The sequence below is a fragment of the Exiguobacterium sp. SL-10 genome, from assembly GCF_004337025.1.
Taxonomy (GTDB): Bacteria; Bacillota; Bacilli; order Exiguobacteriales; family Exiguobacteriaceae; genus Exiguobacterium.
In genome coordinates, this window is the sequence record NZ_SJUP01000005.1 from 168,959 (window position 1) to 186,377 (window position 17,419).

The 17,419-nt window shown below is 51.6% G+C and carries 25 protein-coding genes; 8 read left to right on the forward strand and 17 right to left on the reverse strand.

Annotated features, from left to right (window positions below; all coding sequences use genetic code 11):
* Positions 1–29: 29 nt before the first annotated feature.
* The 4 genes from EVJ33_RS07920 to EVJ33_RS07935 form a co-directional block, all read right to left on the reverse strand.
* Positions 30–368: a zinc ribbon domain-containing protein YjdM gene (locus tag EVJ33_RS07920; protein WP_131436065.1), complete on the reverse strand. Its 339-nt coding sequence runs from the start codon at positions 366–368 to the stop codon at positions 30–32.
* Between the two features lie 66 nt (positions 369–434).
* Positions 435–947: a GNAT family N-acetyltransferase gene (locus tag EVJ33_RS07925; RefSeq protein WP_131436067.1), complete on the reverse strand. Its 513-nt coding sequence runs from the start codon at positions 945–947 to the stop codon at positions 435–437.
* 114 nt (positions 948–1,061) lie between these two features.
* Positions 1,062–1,391, reverse strand: coding sequence for a four-helix bundle copper-binding protein (locus EVJ33_RS07930; RefSeq protein WP_131436069.1), 330 nt, complete (start codon positions 1,389–1,391; stop codon positions 1,062–1,064).
* Between the two features lie 83 nt (positions 1,392–1,474).
* A complete protein-coding gene (locus EVJ33_RS07935) occupies positions 1,475–2,086 on the reverse strand; it encodes a protein kinase family protein (RefSeq protein ID WP_131436071.1) in 612 nt (203 codons plus the stop codon).
* A gap of 153 nt (positions 2,087–2,239) precedes the next feature.
* On the opposite strand from EVJ33_RS07935, the gene EVJ33_RS07940 reads away from it, so the two are divergent.
* From EVJ33_RS07940 to EVJ33_RS07950, 3 genes are all read left to right on the forward strand, one after another.
* Positions 2,240–3,136, forward strand: a complete 897-nt coding sequence (locus EVJ33_RS07940; RefSeq protein ID WP_131436073.1) for an aldo/keto reductase — start codon at positions 2,240–2,242, stop codon at positions 3,134–3,136.
* A 287-nt stretch (positions 3,137–3,423) separates the two neighbouring features.
* Positions 3,424–4,686, forward strand: a complete 1,263-nt coding sequence (locus EVJ33_RS07945; protein WP_236634569.1) for a hypothetical protein — start codon at positions 3,424–3,426, stop codon at positions 4,684–4,686.
* A 134-nt stretch (positions 4,687–4,820) separates the two neighbouring features.
* Positions 4,821–5,678, forward strand: a complete 858-nt coding sequence (locus EVJ33_RS07950) for a pirin family protein (RefSeq protein WP_131436075.1) — start codon at positions 4,821–4,823, stop codon at positions 5,676–5,678.
* Positions 5,679–5,702: 24 nt separating this feature from the next.
* Here the strand turns inward: EVJ33_RS07950 and EVJ33_RS07955 are convergent, their stop codons facing one another.
* From EVJ33_RS07955 to EVJ33_RS07970, 4 genes are all read right to left on the reverse strand, one after another.
* On the reverse strand, positions 5,703–6,005 hold the full coding sequence (locus EVJ33_RS07955; protein WP_131436077.1) for a hypothetical protein: 303 nt from the start codon (positions 6,003–6,005) through the stop codon (positions 5,703–5,705).
* Between the two features lie 68 nt (positions 6,006–6,073).
* Positions 6,074–6,538, reverse strand: a complete 465-nt coding sequence (locus tag EVJ33_RS07960; protein ID WP_131436079.1) for a GNAT family N-acetyltransferase — start codon at positions 6,536–6,538, stop codon at positions 6,074–6,076.
* The gene (locus EVJ33_RS07965; protein ID WP_131436081.1) at positions 6,535–6,855 is read right to left on the reverse strand and encodes a hypothetical protein; all 321 of its coding nucleotides are present in this window, start codon (positions 6,853–6,855) and stop codon (positions 6,535–6,537) included. The genes EVJ33_RS07960 and EVJ33_RS07965 overlap by 4 nt, the downstream gene beginning before the upstream one ends.
* 56 nt (positions 6,856–6,911) lie before the next feature.
* Positions 6,912–7,436, reverse strand: a complete 525-nt coding sequence (locus EVJ33_RS07970) for a GrpB family protein (RefSeq protein ID WP_131436083.1) — start codon at positions 7,434–7,436, stop codon at positions 6,912–6,914.
* A 154-nt stretch (positions 7,437–7,590) separates the two neighbouring features.
* On the opposite strand from EVJ33_RS07970, the gene EVJ33_RS07975 reads away from it, so the two are divergent.
* A complete protein-coding gene (locus EVJ33_RS07975; protein ID WP_131436085.1) occupies positions 7,591–8,133 on the forward strand; it encodes a TraR/DksA C4-type zinc finger protein in 543 nt (180 codons plus the stop codon).
* Positions 8,134–8,271: 138 nt separating this feature from the next.
* Positions 8,272–8,739, forward strand: coding sequence for a helix-turn-helix transcriptional regulator (locus EVJ33_RS07980; RefSeq protein WP_131436086.1), 468 nt, complete (start codon positions 8,272–8,274; stop codon positions 8,737–8,739).
* Positions 8,740–8,778: 39 nt separating this feature from the next.
* Here EVJ33_RS07980 and EVJ33_RS07985 read toward each other — a convergent pair whose 3' ends face one another.
* The 3 genes from EVJ33_RS07985 to EVJ33_RS07995 all read right to left on the reverse strand — a co-directional run bounded on the left by EVJ33_RS07985 (position 8,779) and on the right by EVJ33_RS07995 (position 10,931).
* Positions 8,779–9,771, reverse strand: coding sequence for a peptidoglycan DD-metalloendopeptidase family protein (locus EVJ33_RS07985; RefSeq protein ID WP_131436089.1), 993 nt, complete (start codon positions 9,769–9,771; stop codon positions 8,779–8,781).
* A gap of 180 nt (positions 9,772–9,951) precedes the next feature.
* The gene (locus EVJ33_RS07990; protein ID WP_131436091.1) at positions 9,952–10,131 is read right to left on the reverse strand and encodes a hypothetical protein; all 180 of its coding nucleotides are present in this window, start codon (positions 10,129–10,131) and stop codon (positions 9,952–9,954) included.
* On the reverse strand, positions 10,131–10,931 hold the full coding sequence (locus tag EVJ33_RS07995) for a GNAT family N-acetyltransferase (RefSeq protein WP_131436093.1): 801 nt from the start codon (positions 10,929–10,931) through the stop codon (positions 10,131–10,133). Before EVJ33_RS07995 ends, EVJ33_RS07990 begins: the two co-directional genes overlap by 1 nt.
* A gap of 70 nt (positions 10,932–11,001) precedes the next feature.
* On the opposite strand from EVJ33_RS07995, the gene EVJ33_RS08000 reads away from it, so the two are divergent.
* A complete protein-coding gene (locus EVJ33_RS08000) occupies positions 11,002–11,466 on the forward strand; it encodes a GNAT family N-acetyltransferase (protein ID WP_131436095.1) in 465 nt (154 codons plus the stop codon).
* Here the strand turns inward: EVJ33_RS08000 and EVJ33_RS08005 are convergent.
* From EVJ33_RS08005 to EVJ33_RS08015, 3 genes are all read right to left on the reverse strand, one after another.
* On the reverse strand, positions 11,447–12,034 hold the full coding sequence (locus EVJ33_RS08005) for a GNAT family N-acetyltransferase (protein ID WP_131436097.1): 588 nt from the start codon (positions 12,032–12,034) through the stop codon (positions 11,447–11,449). The genes EVJ33_RS08000 and EVJ33_RS08005 overlap by 20 nt on opposite strands.
* A 128-nt stretch (positions 12,035–12,162) precedes the next feature.
* Entirely contained in the window at positions 12,163–13,176 is a 1,014-nt protein-coding gene (locus tag EVJ33_RS08010) for a S66 family peptidase (RefSeq protein WP_236634570.1), read from the reverse strand.
* A gap of 66 nt (positions 13,177–13,242) precedes the next feature.
* Positions 13,243–13,548, reverse strand: a complete 306-nt coding sequence (locus tag EVJ33_RS08015) for a hypothetical protein (RefSeq protein ID WP_131436103.1) — start codon at positions 13,546–13,548, stop codon at positions 13,243–13,245.
* Positions 13,549–13,695: 147 nt separating this feature from the next.
* On the opposite strand from EVJ33_RS08015, the gene EVJ33_RS08020 reads away from it, so the two are divergent.
* Positions 13,696–14,010, forward strand: coding sequence for a hypothetical protein (locus tag EVJ33_RS08020; protein WP_131436105.1), 315 nt, complete (start codon positions 13,696–13,698; stop codon positions 14,008–14,010).
* Positions 14,011–14,095: 85 nt separating this feature from the next.
* Positions 14,096–14,881, forward strand: coding sequence for an SDR family oxidoreductase (locus EVJ33_RS08025; protein WP_131436107.1), 786 nt, complete (start codon positions 14,096–14,098; stop codon positions 14,879–14,881).
* Between the two features lie 31 nt (positions 14,882–14,912).
* Here the strand turns inward: EVJ33_RS08025 and EVJ33_RS08030 are convergent, their stop codons facing one another.
* From EVJ33_RS08030 to EVJ33_RS08040, 3 genes are all read right to left on the reverse strand, one after another.
* Positions 14,913–15,710 carry a GNAT family N-acetyltransferase gene (locus EVJ33_RS08030; RefSeq protein ID WP_131436109.1) on the reverse strand — a complete coding sequence of 266 codons (798 nt, stop codon included), beginning with the start codon at positions 15,708–15,710 and terminating at the stop codon, positions 14,913–14,915.
* A gap of 66 nt (positions 15,711–15,776) precedes the next feature.
* The gene (locus EVJ33_RS08035) at positions 15,777–16,844 is read right to left on the reverse strand and encodes a saccharopine dehydrogenase family protein (protein ID WP_131436111.1); all 1,068 of its coding nucleotides are present in this window, start codon (positions 16,842–16,844) and stop codon (positions 15,777–15,779) included.
* Between the two features lie 69 nt (positions 16,845–16,913).
* Entirely contained in the window at positions 16,914–17,381 is a 468-nt protein-coding gene (locus tag EVJ33_RS08040; protein WP_131436113.1) for a hypothetical protein, read from the reverse strand.
* Positions 17,382–17,419: the final 38 nt, after the last annotated feature.

The following is a 17,419-nucleotide window of genomic DNA, read 5'->3' on the forward strand; positions in this document are numbered from 1 at the left end:
GTGTTGGTCCGCGGACCAACACGCTTTTTTTAGATTTTCTTCACGAACTCCGATTTGAGCTTCATCGCGCCGAAGCCCTCAATCTTGCAGTCGATGTCATGGTCCCCGTCGACGAGACGGATGCCTTTCACTTTCGTGCCTTGTTTGACGACGAGCGACGTCCCTTTCACTTTCAAATCTTTGATGACCGTGACCGTGTCTCCGTCTTGGAGTACATGCCCGTTCGCATCCTTAATTTGTGCATCCGCTTCTGCCTCGGCCGCCTCGCTCGGCGACCACTCGTGGGCACACTCCGGACAAACGAGCAAATTCCCATCCTCATATACATAGGACGACTCACATTTTGGGCAATTTGGTAGTTCTGTCATACTGATTCCTCCATTCGATACACTGTTCCCAGTATACCGCAATTTCAGAAGTTCGACAGCTAGCGGTCAGCCTTCTTGCGGGGAGTCGGGGCCTTTCAAATCGAGCTGATAAAACGATAAGTCGAGCCATTTTCCGAACTTGTATCCGGCTTTTTTGATCGTTCCTGAATGGACGAACCCTAACTTTTCATGTGCTTTGACGCTCGCGATATTGGCGGCATCGATACCACCGATCATCGTCTTCACTTCCCGTTCTTCACCGATGCGGATGATTTCACGTAGCAATTTATTCCCGATGCCTTTCCCCCGGTAGCCGGGATGGACGTACACCGAGTGCTCGACCGTATAATGATAGGCCGGCCATGGGCGGAACGGGCCGAACGTGGCAAACCCCATCACGACATCGCCTTCTTCCCACACGATGATCGGGAGTCCGGACGCTTTTTTCTCTTCGTACCAAGCAATTCGATTTTGGAGCGTCACCGGCTCGTAATGGTAGACGGCGGTACTGTTGACGATTGCGTCATTATAAATATGTAAGACGGCTTGAAGGTCGTCTCGACGGCAGTTGCGAATCATGAGGACACCATACTTTCTATAAGTTTTCTTTATTATACTTATCTCGATTTCAAAATACACCTTACGATTCGCTGCCACATAAAAAAGTCAGCCGTTTCGACTGACTTTTTCACCTTAGGCTGCCAAACGATCACACATCGACGCGCACTCGAAACAGACGCGCGCACATTCTTGGCAATGTTCATGCTTATGTTTCTCACACTCTTGGGCACACGCCTTACAGACGACCGCACAAGCCCGGGCAAGTTCCGGTACGAACGCCGAATCCCGTGTCATCGCCTCGGCGAGGAACGAACAGATTGCGGCGCATTCACGATCGAGCCGGATACAGTCGACCATCATCTTCACATCATGTTCCTCGAGACAAGATTCGAGACAGTAATTGCACGTCTCCACGCAATCGTGTAACGTTTCCAATTCGTTCGCATAAATTTGATGAGCCATGTAAATCTCCTCCTTTTGAATGATGATCCAACGACAATACGTTACTGTTGTTCCCTAATCTCCAAAAGAAAAACGACCGTCGACTAACGTCTCGGGTCGTTCACGAACGTACGATATAAGTAGGCGACACCATTCAACCAGCGCTCCGAATACCGTTTCGGCATGAAGCGAAGGCGATAGACGCGATACATCCGTTTCAAATCCTCCCATTGATGATCGACTTGTTGCCCTTGTCGGAACCGCGCCAAGTCAATCAAATAGATGCGACCTTCCGGCGTGAGAATGAGGTTACGTAAATGGACATCGGACGGGGTCAAACCGAGTCGGCGGGCCGCCATGAGCGCCTCGTCGACTTGCTTGATGTACGCGGGGTCGATCCAAATACCTTCAATCAAACATTCAAACAATGTCTTCCCTTCGATATAGTCGATGACGATATAAGTCGGACCTGCTTCGTACAGATTCGGGAATTGAGGCAACCCTTCGAGCGTCCGATAGATCACGGCCTCCTCGGCCGCGATATGCGTATAGCCCGGAAAAAACACCTTAATGACGAGTCGGGTAGCTTTGATCCGGAACACGGCAGCACTTCGCCCGATGCCGTGCAGTTCGAGATCGGGATGATAAGCGGTCACACGCGTTTCTTGCCCATGTTGCTCAAACGTGACGCCCGCATATTGTTCATAATGATTCATAAAGCACTCCTCTTTTTCAGTTCATCTCTTTCCTATCATAACTGAAATCACTTTCGTTTGACTCGGTCCGTGTCCTTCTCATACGCCCGATAAGTGACGCATCTCCCGTTTATCTCTATAATGAAAGCGACAGACAATGAGGAGGAACCAACCATGCAACGTATCGAACTGACAGAAGACTTATCATTCTCAAGGATCATCCACGGCATGTGGCGTCTCGCCGAATGGGACATGAGCCCACAGGAACGTCTCACGTTCATCGAGCAATGTATCGAACTCGGTATCACGACGTTCGATCACGCCGATATATATGGTGGCTATACGTGTGAAGGGTTATTTGGGGAAGCGCTTCGTCTCGATCCTTCGCTTCGCGATCGAATCGAAATTGTGACGAAGACCGGTATCAAACTGACAGGCTCTTTTAACCCAGGCCAAACGATCAATCATTACGATACGACAAAAGAACATATCATCCATCAAGCCGAACGTTCACTTCAAGAGCTCGCCATCGATCAAATCGATACACTGTTAATTCATCGTCCCGACCCACTCATGGACCCAGACGAAGTCGCTGAAGCGTTCATCACGTTACAACGAAGCGGAAAAGTCCGCACGTTCGGTATCTCGAACCACGTGCCGGCGACCCAGCAGTTGCTCCAGTCTCGCTTGCCATTCCAACTCGTGACGAATCAGCTTGAGCTTTCACCGATGCAATTGAAACACTTCGAAGATGGTTCTGTCGACCTATGTCACGAAAAACGGATGCCGCTCATGGCATGGAGTCCTCTCGCTGGCGGACAACTGTTTACCGAGTCACAGTATGCACCTCTTCGCGAGAAACTCGGGGACATCAGTGACCGTCATGAAGCGGGCGGCATCGATGCGGTTGTTTACGCATGGCTTTTGAAGCATCCGGCCAAGATCATGCCAATCGTCGGTTCTGGGAAAATTGACCGAGTCAAGACCGCGGTTGACGCGCTCGATATCGAACTCACTCGTGAAGAATGGTTCGAGATTTTGAAGGCAGCTCGCGGCCGCGACGTCGATTGAAGGGAAAAATAAACAAATAAACCCTTATTCGTTCCACACTTGTTTTTTTAAATAGTTTCGTCACATTGTGACAACGTGGCCATTCAAAGGTTTATTCGTCAAAAATCGACATGTTCAAAAGATTGAAATCCCATTTCATATCCATAAGTGTAAAACAAGCCCGTTCAGTTCAAGTTGAGCGGGTTTTTTGATTTTTTTTAAAAAAAACACATTAATTTTCCTAAGACTAAAGTCACAAAAAAATGGTGCTAAAATGATGAAAGTTAATCATCAAAGGAGTGCACCCCGTGAAAAAGTACTTAATTCTTTGTACACTCGCCATGTTGTTCATCCTTTTTGGATGTGAAGAGGAATATGCCTTTCGCTTACATACAGCTCCAGAGTACTATCAAGGTCGCGCTATCCTTCCATCGGGACAACAAATCGAGATGACTGAGTCCGATCGGACGAACGTCCTTGATGCCTGTTACCCAGAGGACGCGCTATCCCGTGTTCCTAACGGAGAGCGTCAATTGATTGGGACGGTCACTTTGAGCCGCCCGCTCATCACGACATCTTCAGCCGATGTCTTTCCGACCGCTACTTTTTTTGAAGTGGAGAATCAAACCTACGTCCAGTGCGAAGCCGATACAATCTCGTATGTGAAACAAATCGACACGTTGCCGAACAGTCTCATTCCGTATCGCGAACAAGCCGTCTCATCACCTGAAACGTCCAACCTTCGGACCGCGCAACCGCATGAACAAGTTCATTTCACAGAAGAAATGGCAAAACCTGTCGGCAACGAACCTTATCCAAAACGAAGTGGTTTCGAGCAGACGCTCGTTCACGTGACGATGCCGTTCAACGGCGCGTTCGAATTCACGTTCGAATCACACGAGACGAATGAGACGATCATGTTGCCGATTGACGAATCTTCGCGCCAAGCGTTCCTCTCCCTAGGCTTAGGAACCGAGGTGTCTCAAGACGCGAAGCAGTACGGACTTCATTTGTCACCTGACCAAACGTTATATGAGGACGTCCTTCGACCGAAAGATGCGAGTTTCGACCGCATGCTCGGGGCTCGTCAAGCAAACCCGCTCCCGACGACACTCGTCCCAAATGAACGTTATCCTTTGTTCAGCTTTTCATTCATCCGTGACGGGAAACCGCATAAGCAAGTCGTCTCAATCACCTATCGAGAAGAGACGTTACTTCGCGGCGATCAGTTGAAAACGAAAATGCGCCAACAGTTCGCCCATCGCCGGCATGTCGTGACTCATGAATTGGCGCTACTCGGCACGGAGTCTAAGGATGAATCCTTCCTGAATCACGCCAATGCCGAGACCGTCCAGTTCGTGTTTCAAGCGATCGATCGTTCAAAAGCTGTCGCTTCGGCCGGGACCCCGGCCCCGACCCCTTATTTGACCGTCTTCGAAGGGATTTGTGCACAGACGTTCGATGTCAGCTACGACGAAGACGATGTCTATTTGACGGATACGTTTACAGGATCACACTTCAAGTTGCTCCGCGCCGATGCCGAACGTTGGCACGACCTATTCAATAAGTAAGACGACAAATAACGCCTTTTAAAGACAGACTGGTATGTACCGGTCTGTCTTTGCACGTTTTCTAGGCAAAATCGGGAAGCATCCATCGTTCGCTATGCGACAATGACAGCAAACGGTGCAAAGGAGAAAATTCGATGACGAAACGATTCGAGCGCGACGTCGCCACCCATTGGCCAGTCGCCTATAAACAACCTGGATATCCACACGTGCAACAAGGATGGGTCCTGCCCCCTGAACGAAAAAACGAGTTCGACCCGTTCATCTTGATGGCCGAGGACTGGTTCAAACGCGGCACGTTCTCTGACCATCCCCATCGCGGTTTCCAAACAATCACCTACGTCATTGACGGACGACTCGAACATATCGACAATCATGGCGGACATTCGATTTTGGATGCCGGAGACGTCCAATACATGAACGCGGGTTGGACGGCCCGACACGCCGAGGAGGCCGTCGCCGATGACTTGATCCACACGCTGCAATTATGGCTCAATTTACCGAAAGCACTCAAAACGACGACGACGTCTTATCAAAACGTTTATGTTGAAGACGCCCCGGTCGTTCCAATCGAGGGTGGACAAGTCCGTGTCTATTCAGGAGAGGTCGCCGGCGCGACAGGACCGATGGACAGCCTCGTCCCGATCACGATGAGTGAGGTCAGCTTACGAGAAGGTACGGTCTATGAACACGTCATCCCGACGAACCACAACGGCTTCGTCTACATCCTCGCCGGTGCGGTCGAGCTCGGAACGTCTGCGACGAGACTCGAGAAGACGCACGTTGCGACGCTCACGTTCGACGAGACGGCAGAAAGTGAGAGTGTAGTGCGCATCGAAGCAACGTCACGCGCGAAATTGCTTGTCTATTCGGGCAAACCGATCCGCGAAGAGTATATCGCCCACGGCCCGTTCGTCATGAACACTGAAGATGAGATTCGTCAAGCGTTCCGCGACTATCATGCCGGTGCGTTTGGTCCCCCGGCCGTCAAATAAAATAAGCCGCGCCTGAGGCGTGGCTTATTTTTTGTCTGGCATGAGTACGGTCTGTTGCGTCGGAATAAAATCGATTGGCACGGTCCGCTCGACGAGGATGTATCGTTTCCCTTCTACCTCGAATTTTCGGTCGCCGAGATAATGAGCCGATTTCCCGTCTTCATATAACTTCGTCAAGATTGCCGGCACGTACTCATTTAAATTGGTGTAATGCTCATCGAGCGTCATGACGATGTTTCCTTTGCCATAACCCAACCATTGGTTCGACATGAATAGCAGGAGCGAAATCGTCCCGATGACACCGATGACTAAAATGACTGTTTCCATCAACTTCTCCTCCATCACGTATACGTATATGTGGCGTGAGTTTGGTACGCCAAGACCAATCTTCGGTTTTACAGTTGCTTGATGACGAACTGTCGCTTCGCCTGAAAGCCGATTTGGTTATAAAACGCGGCAGCCGTTTCATTGACCGACCAATAATCCAGTTCGATGGACGGGAACTCGTGCGCGATGGCATAGCGCTCCACCTCTTTCATAACCAAGCGTCCATACCCTCGTCGCTTCGCCTCCGGGTTAATACTAATTTGATGCACATAGAGCGTTCGCACCGCTTGCCGAAATGCGTTCGCCTCACTCACCCGCTCTTGAAAACAGACGTAGCCGATGACGACAGCATCAACCTCTGCCGTGAAGAAATGATACTCGTCTCCCGTCATCATTTCCGAAAATGCCGTTTCCATCGCCTTGTGATCATAAGTCGCAAAGAAGGTCGGCGCCAACTGAAGATGGTGTTCATGAATCGGGCGATTCAACGTCGCAATCAATGCCGCATCATCGGTTCGTTTCAACTGCATCATAACGGCCCTGAGCCCTCGTTTCCATGATCTCGTGTTTCCGTGACACCATGTGGTTTTTCATGTCCACGTAACGTATAACTCGCCGTTCCCTGCTCTTTCCCGTGCAAACGGTGTTGAATCGGACGGGCCAGAAAATAGCCGCCGAACAAGGAGGCCGGGAAGACGATAAAGGCGGTACCTAGAAACAGATAGGCGTATGCACGCATCTCGTCTGTGCCGACGAAGTAATTGACTCCATAGCGCAATCCAAAAAATAAGCCGACAAATAAAAGTGCGACAAACGCGTACTCGATACATTTTCCGAGAAATCGTTTCATCTCGTAACCCCCTTCAACTGATTAGTTTCCTTTACGAGATGAATCAGCAAAACGTTTCAAATTTGTTGGCGAGACAGATACCACATCGTCGCCTCCTGCTCGGTCGCGGACACCCAGTCTTGTTTTCCTTGGATGTAGCTCTCGATATCCTCCGGATGCTGGCTCGCCAATCGCTGTTTGAGGACCGCATACTCATCTCGTACATCCGGGAACGTCATCAAGTAATCACGGAACGCGAGATGGCGCGTCACGCCCTCATCTCCGTCCTCGAACATATGGACGTGAATCGTCCGCACGTCTTCCCCTTTGGCGAAGAAGCGCCGTCTCGGAATCCCATGCTCACCAAAACTCCGGTAACCGAGCGCTTCCATGTGACCGACCCAATCGTCAATCCGCCCGATTTCCCGTACGACCGGCATAATGTCAATAATCGGTTTTGCGTCGAGTCCCGGCACCGAGGTGCTTCCGATGTGATGGATGGCGACGACTTCCCCTTCAAACAAGCGTTGGAGCTTGGCCGCCTCTTCCTCGAATTTCGTCTCCCATATCGGATTATACGGGACAACCTCTACTTGTCTCATGCTCCATTCCCTCCTTCACGATCATCGTTGCGTCACTATCATCATACCCGTTTTCCGAGACGTTTAGAAATCGCCTTTGCCACTCGAAAGGTTTGTCCCGACTCAAAATGGGAAAAGCTAATATTAATGAAAACAGAACTGGAGAGTGAACCGTATGTTGACACAACAGCAGATCGATACGTTCAAGGAGCGTTTATTAAAAGAAAAAGCGAAGACCGAAGGATACATGGAAAATCGGGAAGAAGTATACGATGAAGGGGAACTGTCACATTATGATAATCACCCGGCCGATTCTGGAGAAGAGCTCTTTTTGCGCGAACGCGACCAAGCACTCACAGAGCTCGATGAAGATTTTTTGAGTGACGTCGACAAGGCGCTGCTCGCCATCGAAAAAGGCACGTATGGGAAATGTGAAGTGTGTGGAGAAGATATCGAGTTGGACCGTCTCGAAGTCATCCCGGAAGCGACGCTCTGCATCAAGCATGCGCGTGAACAAGAAGAAGAGGAACATCAGACCGACCGCGAGCGTCCGGTTGAAGAGGACGTACTCAACCCATCCGAAACAGCTGCCCGCAAACAGCTCGATGGAACGGACGAATCCGGTCAAAGTACGGACGCGTTCAGCCAAGTCGAGGATTTCGGGAGTTCAGATACAATCGCGGATAGTGAAGGCAATCACGACCCGACCCGCGAATAAGATCGGCATCGCGTGAGCGGAAGGAGTTCGTCTCCTTCCGTTTTTTTATTGCTCAATCAAGCCGAATCCCCTATCCTATATCTTCCATATTGCAAACCCACATGATACGATGTGTAAAAATACATCTTAGGAGAAGTTATGCATACAAAAGAGACGTTTTCTGAACTGATTTCTAGTAAACTCAAACTGATTCGCACCGAGCAAGGGTTATCTCAAGAAGAACTTTGTACGCTCGTCGGCATCTCAAAAAAGACATTGATTCAAATCGAGAAACGACGACTGAACGCGAACTGGACGACGACGGTCGCCATCTGTGCCTTGTTCAACCAAAGTCCCTATCTCCACTCATTGATTGGAGATCACCCAATCGAATTCATCCGTCTCGTCGCGCATACAGACCCAAAGTTGGCGACGAAGACGTTAGGCGGACACGTCTGGTGGACAACGATCGAGCACCAAGGGAAGTATCGGATTCAACAAAATATGATCAGTCAGCATTACCGAATTTTAGATATCGACGATTTCCGATGGTTCAGCACGTTCGACCGCGACGAGGCGTTCCAAAAACTGTTCGAACTGCGAACCACACATGACGAGCAGGCTTGAAAAATAGACAGAAAAAATGACGCAACGAAATTCGTTGCGTCAATACGTCGCTTGAATGGGCGACGCGCCACCGAGCACTTCAGTGACGTCCATCGGGTTGACCGTGTTGCCGGCCGAACTTGATGAATAAGCGTATTCGCCTTGATGCACTTCGAAGTGGAGGTGCGGACCTGACGAGTTGCCGGTGTTACCGATTTGGCCGATGCCTTCGCCTTGGAGCAACGTCTGGCCTTTTTTCACTTCGATTTTATGCATATGGGCGTAGACCGTCGTCCATTTCTGTCCATCGATTTCATGTTCGATGAAGACGTGCTTGCCGTAAGGACCACCCGATTTAACGGTAGTGACCGTCCCGGCTGCCGCCGCATAAATCGGTGTGCCGACGTTCGCTGCGAGATCGAGCCCGTTATGGAACGTATATCCGAACTGGCCGCTCGCCGGTCCATAACCTTGTGATAGACGACCGGTCGCCGGCATCATGAACTTCTCAGGTGCCATCGCTGCCGTTTGTCGTTTCAAATCTTTCAGCTGTGCGGCTTGCCCTTTCAGTTGCTTGTAGGCGGCTGAATGGGACGAGCGGGCCTTCTTGTGCTCCGCTTCGACTTTGGCCTGTTCATTCTCTAGTTGTTCTAGCGATCGAGTCGTCGCCGCTTGTTTCGCTTTCAAGTCGCTCTCGTTTTTTTCAGATGTCGCCGCTTCCGCTTGCGCGCTCGGAAGTACAGTCGATAACACTTGTTTGAACAGGGATGGGTTGTCTGTCTCTGAATTCAACGCTGTGTCGTAAGACGCAAGTTGTGCGTTGGCGTGATCAATTTCCTTTTGAATCGCGTTCACTTTTTCTTCAACCGCTTCAGCGCGGTGTTTGGCTTTTGCGACCGATTGTTTCGAGGTATGAAGCCGTTGTTCGGTCTGTTGAAGCGATTTCGTCGTCTTGACGAGGTCTTGCGGGGTAAGTTGATCCGCTGATACGGCTGAAGTCCCTGCTAAAATCAAGGCGCCTGTACCGACGGTTACGAGTAGTTGTTTCCACATATATTGATAAAACCTCCAAATAGGATGATTCGCTAGCTATATAAAAAGCTACAAGTGCGAATATAGCATCCATATTTGAAAAGTTCAATATATGAAGCATTTCATTTAGATGTCGAACATGTCAAAACGATGAGTACGCTCTCCACAAACTTCATTCAAACTTCATACATCAATCCCCCATCACCGTTTTCGTTTCAATACGATGACGATAATGCTGATGGCGGCGAAGACGGTCAACGTCGGGCCACCGACTAAAAAGAATCGAGTGCTGCCTGACGACAAGTTCGTCGTCAGCCCGAGAATCGTGAACAAATTGCCCACAATCAACAGTACCATCAAAACAGGCAAAAATCGGTGCATCACACGGTCCTCCCCGGTTTGACCATCTCGAATTGGGCGATTTCATCCTGCATGAATCCGAGCTTCCGGGCTGCCTCGATCAAGGCCGGACGATCCGAAGTGAGCGTCAGTTTAATCGGACCGGCCGCGCCTGCCGCTCGCAACAACCATTCCGCATCCTCATCCCGACCAAACACATCAAGGAGCAGCTCGCCTCGGAAAAGAAGAGCGCCTGTCGTCTCGCCTTCCTCGACTCGAATGAGCTCGGTCTGTTGTTGGGTCGTACGGACGTCGACTTGCCAAATCGGTCGGTGGATCGCAGACGGATAATACGTCTCGAATAGCTCGGTGATCGGTTCCGGTTCGAGTGACGCCTTCGTCTCTGTCGGTACAGATTGGAAGTACATGATTTCTCGAACTGTTTCATAGCCGAGCCGTTCATAAAGCGTGAGCGCTGGTTCGTTCCCTTGGATGACTTCAAGCAGACGTGTGCCCATCGCTTGTTCATCGAAGCGGCGCATCAACTCGTTCGCGATGCCGAAGTGTCGATAATCTGGCGTGACCGCTAACCCCCCGCAACGAGTGACCCACCCCGAATCGAGATGCGCCACGCCGCTCAGCATGACGGCAACGGGTCGCTCGTCCGCATAAGCGACGATGGAACGGGATGGCTGGTTTTGATCGCGGACGAGGAATACTTCCTCGAAGCGGGCCTCATCCATGTCAAAGTGAATCATATAATCAGAAAATCCGTCCATAAAGGCACGGTAAAGATCCGCGAGCGGCGGATTTCGAACGTAGGAAATCAAGGGTGTTGCCATCTTGCTCAGTTCCTTTCGATTTAGAGTTCAGTATACTAGAAGAGACCAGTTACACCGAGGAGGAATCCACATGTCAATCAGACTCGAACCACTCCATGACGCCCATTGGACTGCCTTGGAGACATTTACCCTACCGCTCGAACAAGAGAAGTATACGACGCTCCCAAAAGATCTCGATTCGACGTTACCCGACGGGGTGTATCCAGTCGTCATCACGACGGATGAGCCCGTTGGCTTCTTTTTGCTACACGATACGGAACGAGTCGCCTCTTATACGGAGGCTAAAGATGCGTTATTACTCTCCATGTTCTCCATCAATCATCCGGCTCAAGGAAATGGCCACGCCAAAGCGGCGCTCCGTCATTTGCCGAGTTATGTCCGGGAGCATTTCACCGACAAACATGAAGTCGTCCTGTCGGTCAATCTCAAAAATGAACCGGCCTGCTCGCTCTATCGGACTGTCGGCTTCGTCGACACCGGCCGGTTGATTGACGGACCAATCGGGCCACAACGCATCATGTCGTTACAAGTGTAAGTTCCCCTGGCAAGATGCCGTAGACAGCCGTGTCCGTTAAGTGTGTTCCGTCCGCAGACAAATCCTCGTTTCGGAGCATGCCTTCCAACTGAAAGCCGAGTCGTTCTGGAATCATTCGACTTCCTTCATTGGTCGACTCGCATTGGATTTCAATCCGCTGAAAGCCGAAGTGAGAGAATCCGAAACGGACGACCGCCTCGACCGCCTCACTCATATAACCATGGCCAGTATGTGCCGTGTGAAGCCAATAGCCGACTGCAGCCTTCCGGACGTCCCAGTCGATTCCAAACAGGCTGACCGTCCCGACGAACGTCCCCGTCTCCCGTAAAAAGATGAGATACCGAAAATTCTCGCCTGTCACGTATAATTCCTGTGCCTGCTTCAAGTTTTCTTCGGTCTCGGACAACGTGGGTACTTCTTGTGCGAACGGAAGCCAGCGCTTCAGTTCATCATGCGACGCCCGAATCGCCTCGTTGACGACACGGGCATCTTCCCCGGCTCGAGGTGCCCGCAAGTATAACCGTCCGGTCTCAATCTGGAGCGGTGTATCTGTATGTGTAACGTTCATCTCGTCATTCCCCCTCTTCCATTGAAAACATACGAAACCAACAGACTTTCTCCCAGTAGCTTACCGGATGTGGCACGTAATTTTGCTACGTCACAGCCCGTGTCCCCCAAAGATTGACTCCATCTTTGCTATCGTTTTACCCCATCCTCTAAAAACATGATCGTTCCTGTCGTCGCATCGAGCTCGACATTGATACCGATCGGAAACACGTGAGACGGGAACGTATGCCCGATATCGACGTTCGTCAAAATCGGGAAGTCGACGTCTCCAAGCACTTCGAGCAACAAGTCCTCAAACGAGAACGGCGCGCCGCCCGCATCGAAATGTTCATGTTTCCCGATGATGAGTCCATTGATTTGATTGAACACACCGGCCAGTTTGAGCATACTGAGGGAACGCTCCTCGTCCGCCATCGTTTTGAAGGAGTCTTCTAAAAACAGGATAGCCCCTTCCATGTCGGGAAAATAGTCCGATTTTAAGAAGCCGGTCATCGTATTCATATTCCCACCAATCAACTTGCCACGAGCCTGCCCACCTCGAAGGGTAAGCCAGCCATCATTCGGGCGGAACGTCTTCTCCCGGTCCTGGGTCGACCAATCAATCATCTCCTCGGTCCACTCTCGGGGCACATCGAGTGTATACGGTGCCATCCGTTCCAAACAGAGTACTTCTCGCACGTAACGTTCTCCGTCGGCGAACATCGTTTCGTATTCGCCGAACGACGGGACGATGGCTGGACCATAGAACGTCGTCACACCTGTCTTTGTATAGCAGGCGAGGAGGAGTGCTGTGACATCGCTATACCCCATTATGATTTTCGGATGTTGTCGCAACGCCTCGTAATCGATATACGGTAAGAGCGAGTTCGAGTTCGTCCCCCCGATTGTGCTAATGATTGCTTTCACGTCGCGGTCGCGCAGCAACTCATTGAACTCCTCGGCCCGTTCGCGGATCGAGGCCGAACGGTATCCTTCTGATCGGTGCGTGCACCGTCCCTCCCGAACGAGAAAACCCATCCGCTTGAGCTGTTCAATTCCTCGCGCATACCGTTCCGGAAACCGGTCCGGTGCCGGAAACGACGGCGTGATGATTCCAATCGTATCCCCTGGCCGTAACGTCGGCGCTTGTTTACTTGTCCCCAACCTCATCGCTCCCTCATCTTTGTTTCATTCACTGTACGGGTTCCAAGAGTCGGCTGACAACCTATCCTAAAACAAATCAGGGTCTTCCGAGAGTGTCCGTACCTTTCGAATTTTCTGCGGACGGCCAATCCAACCGAGCACAAGAAAGAAGAATCCGCCCGCAACGATACAAAATAATCCGACCAATCCCGCGATGATGCCATGGAACCCAAACCGTTCCCCGCTCAAGACAAGGAGGAAAGGGAAGCAGGTGAACGCGACACCTAACATGATCAGTCCGCCCCATATGCGTCGCCGTGGGAATCCGATTGTCCACCATCCGAACGCCACCAATCCTGAAATGATTAAACCGATCAGTCCGACTAGCATCATCGTCAGCACCTCCACTCATCAAATTGTCTTGTTATATTCCGCAACATTGATTCAAATTCCTGTCAAAAGAATCCTGTACAATTCCTGTAATACGGGTAAATAACTAATGGAAACCATCGTACCGGAATACCGCAGAGGAGGAACGTCATGAGGACACGACTCATCTTTGCCCTCGCGTTTATCGGTCTTTGTTTAGTGGCGGTGTATTGGATTAGTACGTGGGACGACCATCAAATCGAAGGACGGATTGAGCAAATCGATATCCCCCAATTGATGATTGGTCCAAGTGACGTCTCGGGCAATGAAGTCAAGTTGTATACGATTTTAATCAATGATCAGACCGAAGTGACCGGGGGTGCGAACGACGTGCAAGAACTTCGGGTCGGTCAAGTCGTCACGGTGGAGCTCGACCGTGACGCCAAACTCAAAATTGCCGTGTCAATCCATGTAACGCCGGATTAAGCGACACGGCTTTTTTTCAGAAAACGAGCATAGTTTTTAGGGAACGGTGGAATATGAGAACAGGAAGCTGAAAGGAGCGAATTGAATGATTTCAAATACATTGTTGTCGGGGAAAGTCGCATTCATCACAGGCGCGGCATCCGGAATCGGGCGCGCCGCCGTCATCCGGTTCGTCCAAGCGGGGGCAAAAGTCGCCATCGTCGACTTAAAATTGGAGGATGCCCAGCAACTCGCGAGCCTGATCGGAGACGAACGAGCCATCGGCATCAGTGCCGACGTCGGGAAGGAAGACGAGATGAAACGAGCGTATGAACAGACCGTCGAACGTTTCGGTCACGTCGATATCGTCTTCGCGAACGCGGGTCGTAACGGGACGATCACGCCAATCGAGCATTTGTCGCTCGAGGATTGGAACGGTGTCGTCGAGACGAACTTAACGGGCACGTTCTTGACGGTGAAACATGCCATCCCGTATTTAAAGGAACGAGGCGGCAGCATCATCATCACGTCATCCATCAACGGGAACCGTTATTTCAAAAACTTCGGTTTCAGCGGTTATGCGACGACAAAAGCCGGACAGACCGGATTCGCCAAAATGGCTGCAGCCGAGCTCGCCCAGTTCGGCATTCGCGTCAACTCGATTTGTCCCGGGGCCATCGATACGAACATCGATGACTCGACGAACCGAGACGACGCCTTGCTTGAGGAAGTCGTCATCCCAATCGAGTATCCGGAAGGGAATCAGCCACTCGCCGGCAAGTCAGGCACGGCCAAACAAGTCGCGGACGTCGTGTTGTTCTTCGCGAGCAACATGTCGAGCCACGTCACCGGTTCCGAGGTGTACGTCGACGGCGCCGAATCCTTGCTTTAACGACAACAGGTCGCCCCGCGGGGCGACCTGTTCATTTGAGGATCGGGCTTTTCATGACCGCTTTCTGATAGAACGGGATAAAACCTAAACGCTCCATATTGCGGCCCGATGCCGTATCGACTTTCGTCGTGACGGTCACGTACTGACAACCCGCTGCTTTCGCGGCGGCGATCCGCTCCAAAATGAGCTGTGTCTGGTAACCTTTGCCACGGTAAGCTGGGATTGTGCTCGTCAAAAACAGTTCGCCCATCCCATCTTGGATAGCAAGAATACCGCCGGCGACAGCCGTCTCACCTTCACGGACGAGAAACGCCTGATTTTCGGGCAGCGCGTAGAAACCTTTTGCGGTATCGATCGTCTCTTGCATGATTGTCCCTGTTTCGGCGAAGCCAGCCGCGATGGCCCGGGCCCATTCGTTCACGTTATCGGCGTGCACGCGTTCGACCGCATCCGGTTCGTCTGACGGGAACACGAACGCGTTCACGTCAAGCAACCAGACATCCAAAAAGTGATCGAGCGTATAGTTGCGTTCTTGGAGCAACCGAAGGAGTGACATGTCCGCGAGCGGACAGACCTCGATATGTAGGCGGGACACGTTCTTCCCGCGCACCCACTTCTCCATCTGGTGCAAATCGTAAAAGCTGGTCGGACGATTCAATCCGAATCCGACCGCGAAACTCGTATTCCCCATTCGGAAGACATGGCCCTTGTTTTCAACAATCAATTCCGAACCTTCATAGGGAGGGGTCTGCTTACGATGCCGAATATAGGCAGACGTCCCTTCCGCTTTGATGCGTTCGATCCGCCTGGCTAGTTCTAAGCGTCTCATCTCATTCCCTCCCTCTAATCTTCCCTGAGTTTACCACACTTCGATTGCGAACAGATTGTGATTCCGTTACAGCCGGACCTCATCGACGACAAAGGACGATGATCCTTCGATTTCTTCGATGAAGTGTGACCCAAACAGCATCGCCGGTGTGAAGCTGCCAGGGATGACGCGGCCTGCACTGACAAGTCGTGACACGACTTCAAGCGCCCCGTACACAGTGAAGGCATACGTGCTAGCCGTCTTGATACGGACGATTACTTTACGACCCGATTCGTTCGTCGCCTCACCCCAGACGTACGTCGACGAACGTTCCCGTTCTGACTCGTCCGGCCCACTCACATGTTCATCGACATAACGGAGCAACTTTCCTTGCACCGCGTCACTGCCGAGAATCGGACCGAACCAAGACAAAAGCCTCGCTCCGTAGGCATAGACAGGCGGAACCGGCACCCACGTCGTGATATTCGGGATGCCTGTCGTATAGTAGGCGGTCGAGACATCGCCCCACGGAATGGCGATGGCCGTTTTCTTGCCGCGTCCAAAATCGATGTGACGTCGTTTCGCCCCAAGTGGGAACGGCGTCAGTTCACCATCTTTCCGCTCGGCACTGCTCGATCCAAGTCCGCGGATGGCCGTTTTCAGCGTCCCGCGCGAGATACCGGCAGCCGCCGAGAAGCCGAGGGCGAGATTCGTCGCGTCCGGCATCAACTCTTTCAGCTTTCGGCCCACACAGTCGGTCGGGATAACGTCGAAGCCGACACCCGAACAGAGCAACACGCCCGCTTCCTGCGCGAGCTTGGCCCGTTTCTTCGAGTGAATGTATTCGAACACCTCGATTTCCCCGGTAATATCTAAATAATGTGTCTTCGTGGCGAGACACGCCTCGACCATCGGCCGACTCGTATCGGCGAACGGTCCGGCACAATGTAATACGAGGTCGATGTCTTCCAATTGGCGTGTCGCCTTATCGAATGACAAGTTGAAAACGCGCGTCTCACACGCGAGTTCTTCCCCAAGCTTGGCGATCGCGTCCGCACGCCGACCCGCGAGCACCGGTGTCATCCCTTGTTTCACAGCTTGGCGGGCAATCAATTCACCCGTGTAACCGTTCGCCCCATAAATCATCCATTTCATCACGATTCCTCCTTCAACTCTGCAAACATGTCTTTTCTTTGTTCCCTATCCTACCAACTTTCACCCGTATCAGCGATGCATCACGTCTTGCATCACCCCAATCAAATAGACGACGCCAACAGCGGTCAAGGCGACGCCAACGGGTATGACCAGACTGGACCACGCCTGTCTCGTTGCAAATCGACGATCTTTATACGTCAAGTAGCGGTCAATCATCCAATATAGAACCGCCGCCCCTACACTGAGCCAGAGCAAGACGAGTCCGAACCCAATATGTAAGCCAAACGAGACGAGCGGCTCGAACCGCCTCGACATTCGGCGTGCCATCCAATCGCTGAACATCGACATCAAGACGCTATATGTGACGATCACGGGGAAACTGACCACCAAATAAGTGGCCGTCAACATGAGAAGCCCGTTCACCGTGTCACCGATCTCACTGCTGTCCGGACCTTGCGGGATGACGATCCAACAAGCCAACAAGAATGCATAAATCGGCGCAGTAAGCGACGCCGCGACGATTTTCCGAGTCCACATGTCCATTCCCCCTCTTCTCCTCCCACTCTACACGACTG

Excerpts from the sequence above, each read along its gene's own strand:
- EVJ33_RS08025 (WP_131436107.1), top strand. The coding sequence starts at position 14,096 with ATGATTTCAAATACATTGTTGTCGGGGAAAGTCGCATTCATCACAGGC.
- EVJ33_RS07995 (WP_131436093.1), bottom strand. The coding sequence starts at position 10,931 with ATGGCAACACCCTTGATTTCCTACGTTCGAAATCCGCCGCTCGCGGAT.
- EVJ33_RS07940 (WP_131436073.1), top strand. The coding sequence starts at position 2,240 with ATGCAACGTATCGAACTGACAGAAGACTTATCATTCTCAAGGATCATC.
- EVJ33_RS07935 (WP_131436071.1), bottom strand. The coding sequence starts at position 2,086 with ATGAATCATTATGAACAATATGCGGGCGTCACGTTTGAGCAACATGGG.
- EVJ33_RS08040 (WP_131436113.1), bottom strand. The coding sequence starts at position 17,381 with ATGTGGACTCGGAAAATCGTCGCGGCGTCGCTTACTGCGCCGATTTAT.
- EVJ33_RS08000 (WP_131436095.1), top strand. The coding sequence starts at position 11,002 with ATGTCAATCAGACTCGAACCACTCCATGACGCCCATTGGACTGCCTTG.
- EVJ33_RS08035 (WP_131436111.1), bottom strand. The coding sequence starts at position 16,844 with ATGAAATGGATGATTTATGGGGCGAACGGTTACACGGGTGAATTGATT.
- EVJ33_RS08020 (WP_131436105.1), top strand. The coding sequence starts at position 13,696 with ATGAGGACACGACTCATCTTTGCCCTCGCGTTTATCGGTCTTTGTTTA.
- EVJ33_RS08030 (WP_131436109.1), bottom strand. The coding sequence starts at position 15,710 with ATGAGACGCTTAGAACTAGCCAGGCGGATCGAACGCATCAAAGCGGAA.
- EVJ33_RS07930 (WP_131436069.1), bottom strand. The coding sequence starts at position 1,391 with ATGGCTCATCAAATTTATGCGAACGAATTGGAAACGTTACACGATTGC.
- EVJ33_RS07980 (WP_131436086.1), top strand. The coding sequence starts at position 8,272 with ATGCATACAAAAGAGACGTTTTCTGAACTGATTTCTAGTAAACTCAAA.
- EVJ33_RS07985 (WP_131436089.1), bottom strand. The coding sequence starts at position 9,771 with ATGTGGAAACAACTACTCGTAACCGTCGGTACAGGCGCCTTGATTTTA.
- EVJ33_RS07965 (WP_131436081.1), bottom strand. The coding sequence starts at position 6,855 with ATGAAACGATTTCTCGGAAAATGTATCGAGTACGCGTTTGTCGCACTT.
- EVJ33_RS07970 (WP_131436083.1), bottom strand. The coding sequence starts at position 7,436 with ATGAGACAAGTAGAGGTTGTCCCGTATAATCCGATATGGGAGACGAAA.
- EVJ33_RS07955 (WP_131436077.1), bottom strand. The coding sequence starts at position 6,005 with ATGGAAACAGTCATTTTAGTCATCGGTGTCATCGGGACGATTTCGCTC.
- EVJ33_RS07925 (WP_131436067.1), bottom strand. The coding sequence starts at position 947 with ATGATTCGCAACTGCCGTCGAGACGACCTTCAAGCCGTCTTACATATT.
- EVJ33_RS07990 (WP_131436091.1), bottom strand. The coding sequence starts at position 10,131 with ATGCACCGATTTTTGCCTGTTTTGATGGTACTGTTGATTGTGGGCAAT.
- EVJ33_RS07960 (WP_131436079.1), bottom strand. The coding sequence starts at position 6,538 with ATGATGCAGTTGAAACGAACCGATGATGCGGCATTGATTGCGACGTTG.
- EVJ33_RS08015 (WP_131436103.1), bottom strand. The coding sequence starts at position 13,548 with ATGATGCTAGTCGGACTGATCGGTTTAATCATTTCAGGATTGGTGGCG.
- EVJ33_RS07950 (WP_131436075.1), top strand. The coding sequence starts at position 4,821 with ATGACGAAACGATTCGAGCGCGACGTCGCCACCCATTGGCCAGTCGCC.
- EVJ33_RS07975 (WP_131436085.1), top strand. The coding sequence starts at position 7,591 with ATGTTGACACAACAGCAGATCGATACGTTCAAGGAGCGTTTATTAAAA.
- EVJ33_RS07920 (WP_131436065.1), bottom strand. The coding sequence starts at position 368 with ATGACAGAACTACCAAATTGCCCAAAATGTGAGTCGTCCTATGTATAT.
- EVJ33_RS08005 (WP_131436097.1), bottom strand. The coding sequence starts at position 12,034 with ATGAACGTTACACATACAGATACACCGCTCCAGATTGAGACCGGACGG.